Source organism: Streptomyces sp. VRA16 Mangrove soil (assembly GCF_017377775.1).
In the GTDB taxonomy this organism is placed as follows: Bacteria; Actinomycetota; Actinomycetes; order Streptomycetales; family Streptomycetaceae; genus Streptomyces.
In genome coordinates this window covers 108,782-126,991 of sequence record NZ_JAFVLN010000010.1, presented here as the reverse complement: position 1 = coordinate 126,991, position 18,210 = coordinate 108,782, and the positions used below count along the sequence as shown (strand labels likewise).

Here is an 18,210-nt window from a genome sequence, read left to right as displayed (position 1 = left end):
TGGGGTGCCCGCGCGAGAGCCCCGGCGATCAAAGACGGGACGGTGACCGGTATGCGCGAGGATGGGTGGCATGCCGAACCGACTGGCCCACGAGACGTCCCCCTACCTCCTCCAGCACGCCGACAACCCGGTGGACTGGTGGCCCTGGTCGACCGAGGCCTTCGAGGAGGCGAAGCGGCGCGGGGTGCCGGTGCTGCTCAGCGTGGGGTACGCGAGCTGCCACTGGTGCCACGTCATGGCCCACGAGTCCTTCGAGGACGCCGCCACCGCCGCCGTCGTCAACGAGAACTTCGTCGCCGTGAAGGTCGACCGCGAGGAGCGGCCCGACGTCGACGCCGTCTACATGGAGGCCGTGCAGGCCGCGACCGGCCAGGGCGGCTGGCCCATGACGGTGTTCCTCACCCCGGACGCCGAGCCGTTCTACTTCGGCACGTACTTCCCGCCGGAGGCGCGCCACGGCATGCCGTCGTTCACCCAGGTGCTCCAAGGCGTGCGGGACGCGTGGCGCGACCGGCACGGCGAGGTCACCGAGGTCGCCGCGAAGATCACCGCCGATCTGGCGGCGCGCGAACTGCCGTACGGGGACACGCGGGTGCCCGGCGAGGAGGAGCTGGGGCAGGCGCTGCTCGGGCTCGTGCGCGAGTACGACGCCACGTACGGCGGCTTCGGCGGCGCGCCCAAGTTCCCGCCGTCCATGGTCATCGAGTTCCTGCTGCGCCACCACGCCCGCACCGGCGCCGAGGGCGCCCTCCAGATGGCCGCCGACACCTGTGAGCGGATGGCCCGCGGCGGCATCTACGACCAGCTGGGCGGCGGGTTCGCGCGCTACTCGGTGGACCGCGAGTTCACCGTGCCGCACTTCGAGAAGATGCTGTACGACAACGCGCTGCTGTGCCGGGCGTACGCGCATCTGTGGCGCTCCACCGGGTCGGAACTCGCCAAGCGGGTCGCCCTGGAGACCGCCGACTTCATGGTCCGCGAACTGCGCACGAACGAGGGCGGGTTCGCCTCGGCGCTGGACGCGGACAGCCTCGACGCCGCCGACCCGGCGAGCGGCAGGCACGTCGAGGGCGCCTACTACGTGTGGACGCCGGAGCAGCTGACCGAGGTGCTCGGTGCGCAGGACGGGGCGCTGGCCGCCCGGTACTTCGGCGTCACGGACGAGGGGACCTTCGAGGAAGGGGCCTCCGTCCTCCAACTCCCGCAGAACGACGAGGTGTTCGACGCCGCGCGCGTCGACTCCATCCGGCAGCGCCTCGTCGCCGCCCGCGCCGAGCGGCCCGCGCCCGGCCGGGACGACAAGGTCGTCGCCGCCTGGAACGGGCTGGCGATCGCCGCGCTCGCCGAGACCGGCGCCTGCTTCGGCCGCCAGGACCTGGTGGACGCCGCCGTGTGCGCGGGCGATCTGCTGGTGCGGCTGCACATGGACCCGCTGGCCCGGCTCTCCCGGACCAGCAAGGACGGGCAGGCCGGCGCCAACGCCGGGGTGCTGGAGGACTACGCGGACGTCGCCGAGGGGTTCCTCGCCCTGGCCGCCGTGACCGGCGAGGGCGTGTGGCTGGAGTTCGCCGGGTTCCTGCTCGACCACGTACTGGACCGGTTCGTGGACCAGGAGAGCGGGGCGCTCTACGACACCGCCACCGACGCCGAGAAGCTCATCAGGCGCCCGCAGGACCCGACCGACAACGCCACGCCTTCCGGGTGGACGGCCGCCGCCGGAGCGCTGCTCTCGTACGCCGCGCACACCGGCTCCGAGCCGCATCGCAGCGCCGCCGAGCGGGCGCTGGGGGTCGTGCGGGCGCTCGGGCCGCGCGCCCCGCGGTTCATCGGCAACGGGCTCGCGGTGGCCGAGGCGCTCCTCGACGGGCCGCGGGAGATCGCCGTGGTCGGCGAGATCGGTGGCCGGATGCACCACACCGCGCTCACCGGCACCGCACCGGGCGCCGTCGTCGCGGCCGGACCCGAGGGCGGTGACGAACTCCCGCTCCTCAAGGACCGGTTGAAAGTCGATGGGCGAGAAACCGCCTATGTCTGCCGACACTTCGTGTGTGATGCTCCGGTGACCGAAGTCGACCAACTGGGACGGATCTTGGGCGAAACAAAGGCTTAACGCCCGCGGCGCGGGATTTATCGCAACAGGCTCCCGGCCTTCACAGAATTCCCATATCCTCACGACGTCGGTGGGGTGGGTGTGACCGCTCGTCGCACCTGGGGGATCTGGGGGGATCTGTTTGCTAGCGACCGATGGTGCCGTCGTGCTGGGACTGGCCGACGACGGCACCGTACTGAGCGCTGTTGTCGTGGCGGCCGTATCACTGGCCCTGTTCTGGATGGCCGCCTTCACCCTGTGGTGGCAGATGCACGCATGGCGCACGCCGGAAGTGCTCGCCTCCACTCGATTCGGGAACCCCGACGATCACGGGGCTCTCTCCTTCTCACTGCTCCTGCCCGCGCGGCACGAGCAGGCCGTGCTCGACCACACGATCCAGCGGCTGCTCGAATCCGGGCACCGCGACTTCGAGATCATCGTGATCGTCGGGCACGACGACCCGGAGACCGCGGAGGTCGCCGAGAAGGCCGCCGCCCGTGACCCGCGCGTGCGTGTCGTCGTCGACACGCACGCCCGCAAGAACAAGCCGAAGGCGCTCAACACGGCGCTGCCGCACTGCCGCGGCGACGTCGTCGGGGTCTTCGACGCCGAGGACCAGGTCCACCACGACCTGCTCGCCCACGTCGACCACGCCTTCCGCTCGACCGGCGCCGACGTCGTGCAGGGCGGCGTCCAGCTGATCAACTTCCACTCCAGCTGGTACAGCCTGCGCAACTGCCTGGAGTACTTCTTCTGGTTCCGCTCCCGGCTGCACCTGCACGCCCAGAAAGGTTTCATCCCGCTCGGCGGCAACACCGTCTTCGTCCGCACCGACGTGCTGCGCGAGGCGGGCGGCTGGGACCCCGACTGCCTCGCCGAGGACTGCGACCTGGGGGTGCGGCTCTCCTCCGTCGGCAAGAAGGTCGTCGTCGCGTACGACTCCGACATGGTGACCCGAGAGGAGACGCCGGGCACGCTGCTGTCGCTGCTGAAGCAGCGCACCCGCTGGAACCAGGGCTTCCTCCAGGTCTACCGGAAGAAGGACTGGAAGCAACTGCCCACGTTCGGGCAGCGGTTGCTCGCCCGGTACACCCTCATGACGCCGTTCATGCAGGCCTTCACCGGGCTGATCATTCCGCTGAACGCCGCGGTCGCACTGCTCATGGACGTGCCCGTCGGCATCGCGTTCATCACCTTTCTGCCCGCCGTCACCGCGTTCGTGACCTTCGTCTTCGAGGTCGTCGGACTCCATGACTTCGGCAAGCAGTACGGCCTGAAGGTCCGCCTCGTGCACTACCTGAAGCTGGTCGTGGGCGGGCCGTTCTATCAGCTGCTGCTCGCCGGCGCCGCCATCCGAGCCGTGTGGCGCGAACAACGCGGGCGCAGCGACTGGGAGTTGACCAGTCACGTAGGCGCGCATCTGCCGACCCAGAAAGCCATGAGTCCCGCCCGAGAGGACGTCCCTGCGTGACCACCACCCTTCCCGCGGCGGCCGACATCGAGGCCACCGCGCGGACCACACGTGTGCCCGCACGCCTGCGGACCCCGCAGCGCGCCGTCCGATTCCGCCGCTCACCGGCCGATCTCGCCCTGTGCGGCGCGCTGCTCGCCGCGATCGTGCTCGTGCAGGGCTGGAACATCGCCGGATACCCCAACTTCAGCGACGACGAGGGGACCTACCTCGCCCAGGCGTGGGCCGTGCAGCAGGGCGAGGGCCTGGCGCACTACACGTACTGGTACGACCACCCGCCGCTGGGCTGGCTCCAGCTGGCCACCGTCTCCTGGATCCCGTCGCTCGCCCACCCGTCCGCGATGACCGTCGGCACCATGCGGCTGATCATGCTCGGGGTCAGCGCCGTGAGCGCCGTCCTGCTGTACGTGCTCGCGCGCCGCCTGCGCCTGCCCATGTGGGCCGCGGGCCTCGCGATGGTCCTCTTCGGGCTCTCGCCGCTCTCCGTCGTGCTCCAGCGGGAGATCTTCCTCGACAACATCGCCGTGATGTGGATGCTGCTCGCGTTCTGCCTGGCCGCGTCCCCGAGCCGGCACCTGTGGCACCACTTCGCCGCGGGCATCGCCGCCGCCACGGGCGTGCTCTCCAAGGAGACGATGCTCGTACTGCTGCCCGCGCTGCTGGTCACCATGTGGCGGCACGGGCACCCGGCGACCCGCAAGTTCGCCCTCACCGGAGCCATCACGGCATGCGCCCTCGTGGGCCTGTCCTATCCCCTCTTCGCCCTGCTCAAGGGCGAGTTGTTCCCCGGCGGCGGACACGTGTCGCTGTGGGACGGCATCACGTACCAGATGAGCCGGCCCGGCTCCGGCTTCATCCTCGACCAGAGCTCCGGCTCGTACGGGGTCCTGCACTCCTGGCTCTACTACGACCGGGTACTGCCCCTGGGCGGGCTCGCCGCGGCCCTGTTCCTGCTGGTCGTGCTCCGCTGGTCGGTGACCGCGCGGGCGCTCGCCGGACCCGCCATGGCCGTCGCGATCCTCACCCTGGTCGCGATGCGCCCGTCCGGCTACCTGCCCGCCATGTACGTCGTCCAGGCCCTGCCGTTCCTCGCCCTCGTGCTCGCCGGGGCGGCGGCGGGCGTGGTGCACGCCCTCGTCCACCGCGGGCCCTGGATCCCCAGAGGCGTGCGGTTCACGGTGGTCGCCCTGCTCGCCGCGTGCGGGGCCGGGCTCGTCGTGCCGCCCTGGTACGACGGCGACCGCACCGCCATGACCGTCGACGCCAACGCGCCCTACCGCTCCGCCGCCGCCTGGATGGCGACGAAGGTCAAGGACCCGGCCAGGACCCGCGTCCTCGTCGACGACGCGCTCTGGCTCGACCTCGTGCACGCGGGGTACAAGCCCGGGCTCGGCGTCATCTGGTTCTACAAGGCCGACCTCGACCCCGCCGTCACCAAGACCATGAAGCACGGCTGGCGCGACCTCGACTACGTCGTCGCCTCGCCCACCGTCCGCCGCGACGCCGTCGACCTGCCCACCGTCAAGGCCGCGCTGCGGAACTCCGAGCCGGTCGCCACCTTCGGCACCGGCGAGGACCGGATCGAGATCCGGCGCATCCAGGACGCCACCGGCTCCCAGGAGGACGTGCGATGACCCTGCACCCCGAATTCGGCACGCAGCCCGCCCTGGGTGGGTCGGACGCCGCCGAGGTGTCCGAGCCCGGCGCCGTCACCATCGTCGTACCGACGTTCAACGAGGAAGAGAACGTGGGGGAGTTGCTGGAGCAGATCGCCGGCGCCGTGCCGGGGCGGCTGCCCTGCGAGGTCGTCTTCGTCGACGACTCCACCGACGAGACGCCCCGCGTCATCCGGGAGATCGCCCAGGACTGCCCGTTCCCGGTGACCGTCCTGCACCGCGACGAACCGGTCGGCGGACTCGGCGGCGCCGTCGTCGAGGGCATCAGGGCCGCCACCTCCGACTGGGTCGTGGTCATGGACGGCGACCTCCAGCACCCGCCGTCCCTGGTGCCGGAGCTGGTCGCGCAGGGCGAGGAGACCAACGCCCAGCTCGTCGTCGCCAGCCGGTACGTGAAGGGCGGCAGCAGGCAGGGTCTCTCGGGCGGCTACCGCGTCGCCGTCTCCCGCGCCTCGACCTGGCTCGCCAAGGGGCTCTTCCCGCGCGGCCTGCGCGGCATCAGCGACCCGATGAGCGGCTTCTTCGCGATCCGCCGGGCGGCCGTCCGCCCCGACCTGCTCAAGCCGAACGGCTACAAGATCCTGCTCGAACTCGCCCTGCGCGGACGGCGGTTGGAGGTCTCCCAGGTCCCGTTCGTCTTCCAGGACCGGTACGCGGGCGAGTCCAAGTCCACCGTCAAGGTGGGCCTGCGCTTCCTGCGCCACCTGGTCGAGCTGCGCACCGCGTCACCCGTCGCGCGGATGCTCGTCTTCGGGCTGATCGGACTCACCGGCTTCGCCCCGAACCTGCTCGCCCTGGCCGCCCTCACCCAGGTCGGCGTGCACTACCTGCCCGCCGAGATCCTCGCCAACCAGGCGGGCGTCGCCTGGAACTTCCTGCTCATCGAGGGCCTCCTCTTCCGCGACCGGCGCCGCCACCGGCACTGGGCCGACCGCACCCTGCGCTTCGCGCTGCTCGCCAACGCGGACCTGGTGCTGCGCATCCCGCTGATCGCCCTGTTCGTGAAGGAGTGGGGCATCGCGGTGCTGCCCGCGACGGCCCTCGCCCTCGTCACCACATTCGTCCTGCGCTTCGCCGGGACCGAGGCGCTGGTCTACGCAAAGGGAACCAAGCGCGTGAAGCGCGCCAGGGAGGTCGCCGTATGAGACGGATGAGAACGACCCGCGCAGCCGCGCTGCTGGGGGTGGGCACACTCGCCGCCGGGCTGCTGCTCGCCGTCCCGCAGCCCGCCGCCGCGGCCAACCTGATCACCAACCCCGGCTTCGAGACGGCCGGCGGCGACATGCCGGCCTGCTGGGAGAAGTCCGGCTGGGGCGACAACGACTACACGTTCACCACGACCGGCGACGCCCACACCGGCAGCAAGGCGATGAAGGTCGAGCTGACCCGCCGCGTCGACGGCGACCGCAAGGCGATGATCACCGAGTCCGCCGACTGCGCCCCGGCCGTCACCGCAGGCAAGCAGTACGACCTCGGGCTCTGGTACAAGACGACGACGCCGGACGCCTCGATCACCCTGTTCCGGCACGACACCACGGCCGGCTGGCAGTACTGGACCGACCTCAAGACCCTGGACCTGAGCGCGGGCTGGGCCGAGGCCACGGTGCGCACGCCCGAGGTCCCGGCCGGCACCGACCGCATCACCTGGGGCGTCTCCGTCTACGGCACGGGGTCCGCGACCACCGACGACTACACGATGAACCAGGTCGCCGACGTGCTGCCGCCCGCCGGGTGCACCGGCACGGCCGACGAGTGCGCGAACGGCAGATGGGACGTGCTGCCCACCCAGAACCCGGTCCGCTCCATGCACTCCGTCGTCCTCAACAACGGCAAGATCCTGCTGATCGCAGGGTCGGGCAACAGCGAGGAGATGTTCAAGGCGGGCACGTTCACCTCGGCGGTCTACGACCCGGTCAAGGGCACGTACAAGACCATCCCGACCCCGAAGGACATGTTCTGCGCGGGCCACGTCCAGCTCGCCGACGGCCGGGTCCTGGTGATGAGCGGCAACGCGGCCTATCCCGCCGCCGACGGCTCGCACGGCTACGAGGGCTTCAAGGACTCGTACATCTTCGACCCGGCCACCGAGACGTACTCCAAGACCAACGACCTGAACGACGGCCACTGGTACCCGTCGGCCACGGTCATGGGCAACGGTGACGTGATGTCGTTCGGCGGGCTGCGCGAGGACTCCTCCGGGTCGGTCACCGCCGAGCGGTTCGACGCGGCGAAGGGGGAGTGGCTGCCGCTGTCGCAGGTCCACCAGACCTGGTCGTACTGGGGCCTGTACCCGTCGATGATCCTGATGCAGGACGGCCGGCTCTTCTACTCCGGCAGCCATGTCTTCGGCAACGGCACCCCGGGCACCGGCTCGTCGATCTACGACTACGACAAGAACACCGTCACCGACGTCCCCGGGCTGCAGAACAAGGACGAGCGCGACCAGTCGGCGAGCGTGCTGCTGCCCCCGGCGCAGGACCAGAGGGTCCTCACCATGGGCGGCGGCAACATCGACTCCAACCCGGACGCGGGCCGGCTCGTGGACATCATCGACCTGAAGCAGGCCGGCCCGCAGTACGTGGCCGGGCCCCAACTCCCGCAGGGCACGGTGGACCTGGGCAACGGCCCGGTCGCGGAGACCGGCAACCAGGGCAAGATGTACGTCTCCGCGGTCCTGCTGCCCGACGGCAAGGTCCTGGAGACCGGCGGCGCCCTGCACAACCGCGCCAACCCGGTCTACGAGTCGTCGATCTTCGACCCGGCGACCACGACCTTCGACCCGGTCGCCCCGGACCCTCAGGCCCGCGGCTACCACTCCTCCGCGTTCCTGCTGCCCGACGGCCGCGTCATGACCACGGGCGACAACCCGGGCAACGGCACCTGGAACCACAACGTCTCGATCTACACCCCGCCCTACCTGCTCAAGGGCGAGCGCCCGTCGATCACCTCGGTCATCGACAAGGATTGGAAGTACGGGGACACCCAGCGCATCACCGTCGACCGGCCGATCGCCAAGGCGGAGCTGATCCGCCCGGCCGCGGTCACCCACTCCTCCGACCCGAACCAGCGGTACGTGGATCTGCCGCTGTCGGTGGACGGGAACAACCCCGACAACATCGACCTGAACGTCACGTCCAACCCGAACCTGGCGCCGCCCGGCTGGTACATGCTCTTCGCGGTCGATGCCAACGGGGTGCCGTCGGTGGCCCAGTGGGTGCATCTGACCGGACCGGACACGGCGACGGCGAGGTCGGCGACGACGGCCGACGCCCATGTGCACGACTTCGCCTCCGGTCTCGACGCCGCCCCGAAGAAGACCGGGAAGAAGCGCGCGTCGGCGCCCGTCAGCACCACGGTCGCGGGCTGCGACCGGCACTACGGTTCGGCCAACGTGTGCGTGCCGACCGTGTTCCCGCCGCAGGTGAAGCCCACGACCAAGGCCCGCTGCGGCTGGCTGAAGGCCCAGGACTACGGCCGCCTGAAGGTCAACGGCAAGGACGACCCGCTGCGTCTCGATCCGAACGGTGACGGCCGCGCCTGCGGGAAGCAGGACACCACCCGCAAGGGCTGATCCAGGGCACAGGCCGTTTCCCGTGCGGCGGTCGCTGAGATACGTAGGACATGATCCGCTCTCTCGCGACCGCCGCCCTGACCCTGTCGACGCTCGTCGGGGTCGTCCCGGCGGATGCCGCCGACACGGTCCACCGGGGCCGCACCGGATGCTTCTCCTGGTCCTGGAAGGACGGCGGCGTCCTCACGACGACCGTCTACTACCGCAACCGCTGCACCACCACGCACACCCTGCGCATCCACTGGTCCTCGGAGGCGTCGGGGGACGAGGACATCAAGGTCAAGGGCGGCGCCAAGGGCTCGACCTGGAGCTTCTACTCGCTCAGGCCGCTGGGGTTCGCTGATCTGGGGCGGGCCTAGGGCGATACACGCCCCGGGCCGGGCCCGACCCGGAGCGCACGCCTACAGGCCGTGCTGCACCGTGTCCAGGGCGCGCAGCACGAGGTCGCGCAGATCGCCCTCGTGGTCGTGCTCGGCCCAGTACATCGTGGCCTGCATCATCGCGCCGACCAGCGCCATCGCGTAGACCCGGACCTCCAGGTCGTCGGCGCCGCGGCCGGTGCGCTCCGCGATCACCCGGCACATCAGCCGGCCGGTGACCGACATCGACTCCATCATCCGGGAGCGCACCGCGGGCGTCTCGACCTGGAGGCGCAGCCGCAGCCGGGTCACCTGCGGGGGCTCCTCGGCGAAGGCGAGCTCCAGGCTGCGGTCGATGACGTGCCGCACGGAGTCGACGATCGACTCGTCCTTGGGCCGCTTGAGCAGTTCCCGCTCCAGGATCGGGTCGAACTCGTCCGTGAGGACGATGTCCTCCTTGGTCGGGAAGTACCGGAAGACCGTGGACGGCGACACCTCGGCGGCCTCGGCGATCTGCTCGACCGTCGTCGCGTCGTACCCCTGTGCCTCGATCAGACGGTACGTCGCCTCGCGGATCGCCATCCTGGTCTTGATCTTCTTGCGCTCGCGGAGCCCGACCTTGGGCTCCGCGGGCGTCTGTGCTGACGCGGCCATGGCGCTCATTGTCAGGCATCCGCGCTGACCGGGGCCACCTCCGTGCCGGAGGCGCGGTCCCCGGTGCCGCTCTTCGCCGCGCGGGATGGCAGCAGCGCCGCGGACAGCAGCGCGGCCGCCAGGGCGACGATCCCGATGACGACCAGGGCCAGGTCCATGCCGTGCACGAACGCGGAGTCCGCCGCGGCCGCGAGCGCCGGGTCGCCGAGCTTCCCGGCCACCACATGGGCGCCGACCACCGAGTCGCGGGCCGCGTCGGCGGCCGGGCCCGGCAGACCCGCGGTGCTCAGCCGGTGCGTGTACGCCCCGGCCAGCAGGGCGCCGAGCAGCGCGACGCCGAGCGCGCTGCCGGTCTGCCGGACCGTGGAGAGCAGGCCCGAGCCACGGCCGGCCTGGTCCTTGTCGAGCGCGGCCATGGCGCCGCCCATCGCGGGGATCATGGCGAAGGCGATGCCGACACCGGCGATCGACAGCCACAGCGCGGTGAACCCGTAGCCGGAGCCGACGGTCGTCCGGGCCCCGAGGAACGCGGCGAAGGAGAGCACGGCGAGCGCCGCGCAGACCACCGACCGCGCCCCGAACCGGACGACGAGCGGCTGCGCGAGACGCGCCGCGAGCAGCATGCCGGCCATCAGCGGCAGGAGCCGCACTCCGGTGCCGAGCGCGTCGGTGCCGAGGACGGCCCGCAGGTACTGCGGCAGCAGGAAGAGCACGCCGGACAGGACGAACATGCCGAGGGTGGCGGCCAGCGTGTTGCTGAGGAAGCCGCGGTGGGACAGGAGCGAGAGGTCGAGCATGGGCGCGGCGCTGCCGCGCTCGCGCAGCACCAGCGCGCCGATCAGCACGACGGCGGCCACGAAGGAGCCGATGACGGTGACGCTGCCCCAGCCCTTCCCCGGGCCCTCGATGATCCCGTAGATGAGGGAGCCGAGGCCGATCACGGTGAGCGCCGTGGAGACGGCGTCGACCCCGGGCGCGGCCGGGTCCCTGCTCTCCGGGAGCAGGAACAGGCAGGCGGTGATGCCGATCGCGACCATCGGTACGTTCAGCACGAAGACCGAGCCCCACCAGAAGTGGTCGAGCAGCCAGCCGCCGATGATCGGGCCGAGCGGCAGGCCGAGCGCGGAGGCCGCGGAGATCGCCCCGAGCGCCTTGGTCTGCTCCTCGCGCGGGAACAGCGACGGCAGGACGGACAGGGCGAGCGGCATCACGAAGGCGCCGCCGACGCCCATCAGGGCGCGGGCCGTGATGACCCAGGTGACGTCGCTCGCCAGGGCGCCCACCAGGGACGCGGCGAGGAAGACGCCGAGCCCGCCGATCAGCATCCGGCGCCGCCCGAACCGGTCGCCGAGCAGTCCGGCCGGGAGCATCAGCGCGGCGAACACCACGATGTACGCGTCCGCCATCCACTGCTGCTCGCCGGTGGTGGCGCCGAGGTCCTCGGCGATCGTCGGCAGCGCCACGTTGAGGATCGTCGTGTCGAATCCGAGCACCAGCATGCTCGCGACCAGGGCCCCGAGGGCCCACCAGCGCCGGGGGTCCGGGCGCGACTCCGTCTGCTCAGTGACAGTAACCATGAAATGAGAGTAGCTTTCACTTCCGTGTATCTGTCAATACGGAGTCGCTTTCAGTAGGTGTCAGCTCCCGGACACACGAAAGGGCCGCGGCTCGAAAGCCGCGGCCCGGGAAGGGGGTGGGGGTCAGGCGTGCTGGTACGCCACCAGCGAGATGCCGACGTAGTGCACGACGAACGCCGCGAGGGTCAGGGAGTGGAAGACCTCGTGGAAGCCGAACCAGCGCGGGGAGGGGTTCGGGCGCTTGATGCCGTAGATCACGCCGCCCGCGCTGTAGAGCAGCCCGCCGACGACGACCAGGACCATCACCGCGATGCCGCCCTTCTGCAGGAAGTCCGGCAGGAAGAAGACGGCGGCCCAGCCCATCGCGATGTAGCAGGGGGTGTACAGCCAGCGCGGGGCGCCGACCCAGAAGACGCGGAAGATGATGCCCGCCGCCGCGGCCGCCCAGATGCCCCACAGCAGCCACTCGCCCTTGGCGCCCGGCAGCAGGAGCAAGGCGAGCGGGGTGTAGGTGCCCGCGATGATCAGGAAGATGTTGGCGTGGTCCAGCCGGCGCAGCACGCCGCCCGCGCGCGGCCCCCAGTTGCCCCGGTGGTAGAGCGCGCTCACACCGAACAGCAGGCAGGCCGTCAGGACGTAGATGCCGCAGGCGATCCGGCCGCGTGTGGAATCCGCGAGCGCGGTCAAAAAGAGGCCGGAGATCAGTACCGCGGGGAACATTCCCGCGTGCAGCCAGCCGCGCAGGTGCGGCTTCACGGGGCTGGGATCTGCGGCGGCGACGGGTACTTCGGGCTGCTCTGCGGCGACGCTCATGCCCCGCATCGTACCTACGCGACCGTAAGTAACCGATAGGGAGAACCCCCGGTTCCACAGTGTGGGCAACCCCCTTCGCCGGCCGGGGCATCCCGAATTCGCCGATCGTTAAGCCTCTGTCGGCCTTGTCGCATGAGTGGCATTGCTCACGTCGCTCAGGTGTGAGGCCCCCTGGACAGATGGGCGAATCGGTCGGATGATCAAATGAGTGTGGTCGGCACCGGATGAGCGCTCACTGCGAACCAGTGGAACGGGAGGCGCAGCGTCCGGGTCGCAGCCCCCACGGGGCAACCAACTCAACACCCTCTTTAGGAGCGATCGTGGCGCGCGACATCGCGGCTCCCGTTTCGACTGACACCCTCCCGACCAACCACCAGGAACTGATCTCGTGGGTCAACGAGATCGCCGAACTGACGCAGCCGGACAGCGTGGTCTGGTGCGACGGTTCCGAGGCCGAGTACGAGCGCCTCGCGGACGAACTCGTCGCCAAGGGAACGTTCAAGAAGCTCGACCCGATCAAGCGCCCGAACTCCTACTACGCCGCTTCCGACCCCACCGATGTCGCGCGGGTCGAGGACCGGACGTTCATCTGCTCCGAGAAGGAGGCGGACGCGGGCCCGACCAACCACTGGAAGGCCCCCGCCGAGATGCGCGCGATCTTCGCGGGCGAGCAGGGCGAGGGGGGCATCTTCCGCGGGTCGATGCGCGGTCGCACGATGTACGTCGTCCCGTTCTGCATGGGCCCGCTCGGCTCTCCGCTGTCCGCGATCGGCGTCGAGATCACCGACTCGGCCTACGTCGCCGTCTCCATGCGCACCATGACCCGGATGGGGCAGCCGGTCCTCGACGAGCTCGGTGAGGACGGCTTCTTCGTGAAGGCCGTGCACACGCTGGGCGCCCCGCTGGCCGACGGCGAGCAGGACGTGCCGTGGCCGTGCAACTCCACCAAGTACATCTCGCACTTCCCGGAGTCCCGCGAGATCTGGTCGTACGGGTCCGGGTACGGCGGCAACGCCCTGCTCGGCAAGAAGTGCTACGCGCTGCGGATCGCGTCGGTGATGGCCCGGGACGAGGGCTGGCTTGCGGAGCACATGCTCATCCTGAAGCTGACGCCGCCGACCGGCGAGTCGAAGTACGTCGCCGCGGCCTTCCCGTCCGCGTGCGGCAAGACCAACCTGGCCATGCTGGAGCCCACGATCTCCGGCTGGACGGTCGAGACGATCGGTGACGACATCGCCTGGATGCGGTTCGGCGAGGACGGCCGCCTCTACGCGATCAACCCCGAGGCCGGCTTCTTCGGCGTCGCGCCCGGCACCGGCGAGCACACCAACGCCAACGCGATGAAGACGCTGTGGGGCAACTCCGTCTTCACGAACGTCGCCCTCACCGACGACAACGACATCTGGTGGGAGGGCATGACGGAGGAGACCCCGGCCCACCTGACGGACTGGAAGGGCAACTCCTGGACGCCCGGGTCGGGCACGCCGGCCGCGCACCCGAACGCCCGCTTCACCGTCCCCGCCTCGCAGTGCCCGATCATCGCGCCCGAGTGGGAGGACCCGCGGGGCGTGCCGATCTCGGCGATCCTCTTCGGCGGCCGCCGCGCCTCGGCCGTGCCGCTGGTGACCGAGTCCTTCGACTGGAACCACGGCGTCTTCCTCGGCGCCAACGTGGCCTCCGAGAAGACCGCCGCCGCCGAGGGCAAGGTCGGCGAGCTGCGCCGCGACCCGTTCGCCATGCTGCCGTTCTGCGGCTACAACATGGGCGACTACATGGGCCACTGGGTCGACGTGGCCAAGGGCAAGGACGCCGCGAAGCTCCCGAAGATCTACTACGTCAACTGGTTCCGCAAGAACGACGCGGGCAAGTTCGTCTGGCCCGGCTTCGGTGAGAACAGCCGCGTCCTGAAGTGGATCGTCGAGCGCCTCGACGGCAAGGCCGACGGCGTCGAGACCCCGATCGGCATCCTGCCGACCCGGGAGTCCCTGGACACGAACGGCCTCGACCTGCCCGACGCCGACCTGGACTTCCTGCTCACGGTCGACAAGGAGGTCTGGCGCGAGGAGGCCGCCCTGGTCCCCGAGCACCTCAACACCTTCGGCGAGCACACCCCGAAGGAACTGTGGGACGAGTACCGGTCGCTCGTGGAGCGCCTCGGCTAGTTCCCGCACAGACCGGCGAGGCCCCGTACAACGGCGTGCGGGCCCCCGCCCGCAACGGGAACACCACGCACACCTCACCCTTCACAGCACCTTCACATGTTTCAATGTCCTCACCGTGCGCCCCGGTCAGGGGATGGGGCGTCAACTCGGCCTGTGGGGGGCTTCGTTGAGATCAGTGAGGCAGTACAGAAGGACGGCCGCGATCATCGCGGCGGGGGTGCTCGGGGCGGCGGGCCTGGTCGGCGTCACGGCGCCCGCGGCGTCGGCGGCGACCCCGGCCGACGTGGCGGTGCGGCTGCAGATGTCGTCGTTCGGGTCGATGGTCGTCGACTCGGAGCACCAGCGCGTCTTCGTCGCGGACAACTGGACCGAGAACTCGACGTACAGCGGCAACATCCTGGTCTACGACTTCGAGGGCCGCAGGATCGGTCTGATCAACAACTACTTCACCACGTCGGGCATGGCGCTCAGCGCGGACAGCTCGACGCTCTACGTCGCCGACGTCTCCACGGTGACCTCGTACGACACCCAGACCCTGAAGTCGACGGCCACCACCTACGTGGACTCGGGGCGCCGGTGCTCCCGCGCCGCGGCCTTCTCCGGCGGCAGCCTCTGGTACACGTACGCGCCGGACGCCTACGAGGGCTCCTGCGCGACCTACACGCGCAATCTGGTCAGCGTGCGGGGCGGGAGCGTCGCGGGCGGCGGGTGGACCGGAGCGGGCCCGCTCTCGCTGGAGGCCGTGCCGCAGGCGCCGAACAAGCTGGTCGTCGCCCAGTCCCTGAACGCGGCGGCGAGCAACCCGTATCTGACGGTCATCGACACCACGGACGGCTCGTCGGTGCGCGGCCCCGAGCGCCGGTTCGCGGCCGCCGACGGCAGCGGCGCGCTGAACACCAAGGACACCGCCCTGTCGCCGGACGGCACCAAGGTCGCCGTCGCCGACGCCAACTACCCCGGCGGCACAAGGCTGTTGAACGCCGACGACCTCAGCGACGCGGCCACCGGCTACCAGGCGCTGCCGGACGGCGCCAAGTCCACGGCCGTCGCGTTCAGTGGCGACGGCAAGTACATCGCGCGGGGCGCCGCCGCCTCGGGTTCCACTCCGGACCTGCTGATCCAGCCCGCCGACCCCGACCAGGGCGGTACCCCGCTGGAGTTCGCCTTCGAGGGGGACCTCGACGGCAACTCCGTGGTGCCGGAGGGTCTTGCCTGGTCGGCGGACGGTTCGCGGCTGTTCGCCGTGACGACGGACGGCGTCTACGGGCGCTGGCTGCACATCGTCACCCCGCCCGCCGAGCAGTACGACTCCCGCTTCGGCACCGGCCTCACCCAGAGCCCGTCCGCCGCCGTCGTCGGCGAACCGCTGGGCCTGCGCGGCAAGCTGGAGTTCGACGGCACCGCGCCCGCCACGCCGGGACAGGTCACCGCCGTGCGCAAGGACGCCGACGGCACGACCGAGCTGGCGCCGGTCAAGGTCGCCGCTGACGGCTCGTTCACGGTGCTCGACGTCCCGGACCGGGTCGGCGAGGCGACGTACACCGTCTCCTACCTGGGCGACCTGACGCACCGTCCGGCCACGGACATCACGAAGACGGTGCAGGTCGGCAAGGCCGGGTCGAAGATCACCCTGAGCGCCCCGGCCGAGGCGTCGAAGGAGGCCGGTGTCGAGATCACCGGCACGTTCGAGGCCGGGGGCCCGGCGCTGTCCGCCGGGACCAGCCTGAAGGTGCGGCGCACGGACCGCCTCGGCACGGGCGAGCTGACGTCGGTCACGGTCGGCGCGGACGGCACGTTCCGGATCAAGGACCTGCCGCGTACGACCAAGACCGTGACGTACGAGGTGAGCTGGGCCGGTGACGACCTCCACGAGGGCGCCACGGCGTCGGCCGCGGTGATCGTGGGGAGGTAGCCCCGCCCTAGGCGGCGACCAGCGTGTGGGCTTCCATGCGCTGGGCCGCCAGGATCGCGGCGGCGGTGTCCGCACGGGACGCGGCGACCACCAGGGCGCGCCCGGCGAGGGCGTGCGCCCGCTGGTGCAGCCCGGCGACGGCGGGTTCGTGGAGGGAGGCGGCCACGGCGGCGCGGACCGGCGGGTGGCCGCCGCGCAGCCGGGTCACCTGCGCGACCAGTGCGTCCGCCGCCTCGTCCAGCTCGGCGCTCGGCGAGAGCCGGCGCAGCTCGTCCGTCACCGCGAGAAGCGCGGACAGGTGCCCGGCGAGCTGGATGTCCAGCTCCTCCTCGCGGGAACGGTGCGGGAAGTCGCCGCCGTGGTCGGCCGCCATCGTGTGGACCGATTTGGTGCGGATCGGCTCGTACATGGAGGCCTCCGGGGCAGCAGGCGGTAACTTGGCCTCCATCGTACCTTAGAACGCGTCTAATTTAGAACCTGTCCAAAGTAGGCGCGTCAGGGCTGGCTGTAGCCGTCCAGGAAGTTCCCGATCCGGGTCACGGCCGTGGTCAGCTGCTCGGCCGAGGGCAGGGTGACGACGCGGAAGTGGTCGGGCTCGGGCCAGTTGAAGCCCGTACCGTGGACGACCATGATCTTCTCGGCGCGCAGCAGGTCGAGCACCATCTGCCGGTCGTCCTTGACCTTGAAGACCTTCGGGTCGAGACGCGGGAAGAGATACAGCGCGCCCTTGGGCTTCACACAGGTCACGCCGGGGATCTGGGTCAGCAGCTCGAACGCGACGTCGCGCTGCTCCTTGAGCCTGCCGCCCGGGAGGACGAGGTCGTTGATGGTCTGGCGGCCGCTGAGCGCGGCGACGACTCCGTGCTGGCCCGGCATGTTCGCGCACAGGCGCATGTTCGCGAGGATCGTCAGGCCCTCGATGTAGGACTCGGCGTGCGCGCGCGGGCCCGAGATCGCCATCCAGCCCACACGGTAACCGGCGACGCGGTACGCCTTCGACATGCCGTTGAAGGTGAGCGTCATCAGGTCCGGGGCGATCGCGGCCGTCGGGGTGTGCGTCGCGTCGTCGTAGAGGATCTTGTCGTAGATCTCGTCGGAGCAGACCAGGAGGTTGTGGCGGCGCGCGATGTCGGTCAGGCCGCGCAGCATCTCGTCGCTGTAGACGGCGCCGGTGGGGTTGTTCGGGTTGATGATGACGATCGCCTTGGTGCGGTCGGTCACCTTGCGCTCGACGTCGGCCAGGTCCGGCATCCAGTCGGACTGCTCGTCGCAGCGGTAGTGCACGGCGGTGCCGCCGGAGAGCGAGACGGCCGCGGTCCACAGCGGGTAGTCGGGGGCCGGGACGAGCACCTCGTCGCCGTCGTCGAGCAGGCCCTGCATCGCCATCACGATCAGCTCGGAGACCCCGTTGCCGATGAAGACGTGCTCGACGTCGGTCTCCACGCCGAGGGTCTGGTAGTGCATCATCACCGCGCGCCGGGCCGCGAGCAGGCCCTTCGCGTCGCCGTAGCCGTGCGCGTCGCCGAGGTTGCGCAGCATGTCCTCCAGGATCTCCGGCGGGCAGTCGAAGCCGAACGCCGCCGGGTTTCCGGTGTTGAGCTTGAGGATCCGGTGACCTGCCGCTTCGAGCCGCATCGCCTCCTCGAGCACCGGGCCCCGGATCTCGTAGCAGACGTTGGCGAGCTTGGTCGACTGGATGAGCTGCATGCTGAGACTTTACGGCGGTGTTTCGTGCCCTGGCGCCCTCTTTACGGCCTGCCGTGGCACTCCGCGCCGCCCTGGTCGCGGATCCTTCGGCACGGGGTGCCAGGTGTCTTCGGATTGCGGGGTGGGGTGCGGGGCGGGGCTTTGAAGGGGCTGGTCGTGGGGGCGGGTGAGATGGACCACTCGTGGATACGTTCGCCTCCGGCGGGCGCGGGCTGTGTC

13 protein-coding genes are annotated in these 18,210 nt (G+C 70.6%); 8 read left to right on the top strand and 5 right to left on the bottom strand.

Features of this window, described 5'->3' with window-relative positions:
* The first annotated feature begins 70 nt into the window (after positions 1–70).
* The 6 genes from J3486_RS26105 to J3486_RS26080 all read left to right on the top strand — a co-directional run bounded on the left by J3486_RS26105 (position 71) and on the right by J3486_RS26080 (position 9,166).
* Positions 71–2,110 (top strand): thioredoxin domain-containing protein, encoded by a 2,040-nt coding sequence (locus J3486_RS26105; protein WP_207824370.1) that lies wholly within the window; start codon positions 71–73, stop codon positions 2,108–2,110.
* Positions 2,111–2,330: 220 nt separating this feature from the next.
* Positions 2,331–3,560: a glycosyltransferase gene (locus J3486_RS26100; RefSeq protein ID WP_207824712.1), complete on the top strand. Its 1,230-nt coding sequence runs from the start codon at positions 2,331–2,333 to the stop codon at positions 3,558–3,560.
* The gene (locus tag J3486_RS26095) at positions 3,557–5,194 is read left to right on the top strand and encodes a phospholipid carrier-dependent glycosyltransferase (protein ID WP_207824368.1); all 1,638 of its coding nucleotides are present in this window, start codon (positions 3,557–3,559) and stop codon (positions 5,192–5,194) included. The genes J3486_RS26100 and J3486_RS26095 overlap by 4 nt, the downstream gene beginning before the upstream one ends.
* On the top strand, positions 5,191–6,381 hold the full coding sequence (locus J3486_RS26090) for a glycosyltransferase family 2 protein (protein ID WP_207824362.1): 1,191 nt from the start codon (positions 5,191–5,193) through the stop codon (positions 6,379–6,381). The genes J3486_RS26095 and J3486_RS26090 overlap by 4 nt, the downstream gene beginning before the upstream one ends.
* The gene (locus J3486_RS26085) at positions 6,378–8,807 is read left to right on the top strand and encodes a galactose oxidase early set domain-containing protein (RefSeq protein WP_207824361.1); all 2,430 of its coding nucleotides are present in this window, start codon (positions 6,378–6,380) and stop codon (positions 8,805–8,807) included. The genes J3486_RS26090 and J3486_RS26085 overlap by 4 nt, the downstream gene beginning before the upstream one ends.
* A 50-nt stretch (positions 8,808–8,857) precedes the next feature.
* On the top strand, positions 8,858–9,166 hold the full coding sequence (locus J3486_RS26080) for a hypothetical protein (RefSeq protein ID WP_207824360.1): 309 nt from the start codon (positions 8,858–8,860) through the stop codon (positions 9,164–9,166).
* Between the two features lie 42 nt (positions 9,167–9,208).
* Here J3486_RS26080 and J3486_RS26075 read toward each other — a convergent pair whose 3' ends face one another.
* The 3 genes from J3486_RS26075 to J3486_RS26065 all read right to left on the bottom strand — a co-directional run bounded on the left by J3486_RS26075 (position 9,209) and on the right by J3486_RS26065 (position 12,219).
* A complete protein-coding gene (locus J3486_RS26075) occupies positions 9,209–9,820 on the bottom strand; it encodes a TetR/AcrR family transcriptional regulator (protein ID WP_207824359.1) in 612 nt (203 codons plus the stop codon).
* 11 nt (positions 9,821–9,831) lie between these two features.
* Positions 9,832–11,397 carry a DHA2 family efflux MFS transporter permease subunit gene (locus tag J3486_RS26070; protein WP_207824357.1) on the bottom strand — a complete coding sequence of 522 codons (1,566 nt, stop codon included), beginning with the start codon at positions 11,395–11,397 and terminating at the stop codon, positions 9,832–9,834.
* A 123-nt stretch (positions 11,398–11,520) separates the two neighbouring features.
* Positions 11,521–12,219 (bottom strand): hemolysin III family protein, encoded by a 699-nt coding sequence (locus tag J3486_RS26065; protein WP_207824354.1) that lies wholly within the window; start codon positions 12,217–12,219, stop codon positions 11,521–11,523.
* A 311-nt stretch (positions 12,220–12,530) separates the two neighbouring features.
* On the opposite strand from J3486_RS26065, the gene J3486_RS26060 reads away from it, so the two are divergent.
* Both J3486_RS26060 and J3486_RS26055 read left to right on the top strand, forming a co-directional pair.
* Positions 12,531–14,372, top strand: a complete 1,842-nt coding sequence (locus J3486_RS26060) for a phosphoenolpyruvate carboxykinase (GTP) (RefSeq protein ID WP_207824345.1) — start codon at positions 12,531–12,533, stop codon at positions 14,370–14,372.
* Positions 14,373–14,547: 175 nt separating this feature from the next.
* Positions 14,548–16,284, top strand: a complete 1,737-nt coding sequence (locus J3486_RS26055) for an Ig-like domain repeat protein (RefSeq protein ID WP_307804944.1) — start codon at positions 14,548–14,550, stop codon at positions 16,282–16,284.
* 7 nt (positions 16,285–16,291) lie between these two features.
* Here J3486_RS26055 and J3486_RS26050 read toward each other — a convergent pair whose 3' ends face one another.
* Entirely contained in the window at positions 16,292–16,693 is a 402-nt protein-coding gene (locus J3486_RS26050; RefSeq protein WP_207824343.1) for a hypothetical protein, read from the bottom strand.
* A gap of 86 nt (positions 16,694–16,779) precedes the next feature.
* A complete protein-coding gene (locus tag J3486_RS26045; protein WP_207824341.1) occupies positions 16,780–17,991 on the bottom strand; it encodes a pyridoxal phosphate-dependent aminotransferase in 1,212 nt (403 codons plus the stop codon).
* Positions 17,992–18,210 lie beyond the last annotated feature (219 nt).

What these genes read in the sequence shown, in the direction of transcription:
- J3486_RS26100 (WP_207824712.1), top strand. Translation starts at nt 2,331, where the DNA reads ATGGCCGCCTTCACCCTGTGGTGGCAGATGCACGCATGGCGCACGCCG.
- J3486_RS26080 (WP_207824360.1), top strand. Translation starts at nt 8,858, where the DNA reads ATGATCCGCTCTCTCGCGACCGCCGCCCTGACCCTGTCGACGCTCGTC.
- J3486_RS26075 (WP_207824359.1), bottom strand. Translation starts at nt 9,820, where the DNA reads ATGGCCGCGTCAGCACAGACGCCCGCGGAGCCCAAGGTCGGGCTCCGC.
- J3486_RS26045 (WP_207824341.1), bottom strand. Translation starts at nt 17,991, where the DNA reads ATGCAGCTCATCCAGTCGACCAAGCTCGCCAACGTCTGCTACGAGATC.
- J3486_RS26085 (WP_207824361.1), top strand. Translation starts at nt 6,378, where the DNA reads ATGAGACGGATGAGAACGACCCGCGCAGCCGCGCTGCTGGGGGTGGGC.
- J3486_RS26105 (WP_207824370.1), top strand. Translation starts at nt 71, where the DNA reads ATGCCGAACCGACTGGCCCACGAGACGTCCCCCTACCTCCTCCAGCAC.
- J3486_RS26050 (WP_207824343.1), bottom strand. Translation starts at nt 16,693, where the DNA reads ATGTACGAGCCGATCCGCACCAAATCGGTCCACACGATGGCGGCCGAC.
- J3486_RS26070 (WP_207824357.1), bottom strand. Translation starts at nt 11,397, where the DNA reads ATGGTTACTGTCACTGAGCAGACGGAGTCGCGCCCGGACCCCCGGCGC.
- J3486_RS26090 (WP_207824362.1), top strand. Translation starts at nt 5,191, where the DNA reads ATGACCCTGCACCCCGAATTCGGCACGCAGCCCGCCCTGGGTGGGTCG.
- J3486_RS26065 (WP_207824354.1), bottom strand. Translation starts at nt 12,219, where the DNA reads ATGCGGGGCATGAGCGTCGCCGCAGAGCAGCCCGAAGTACCCGTCGCC.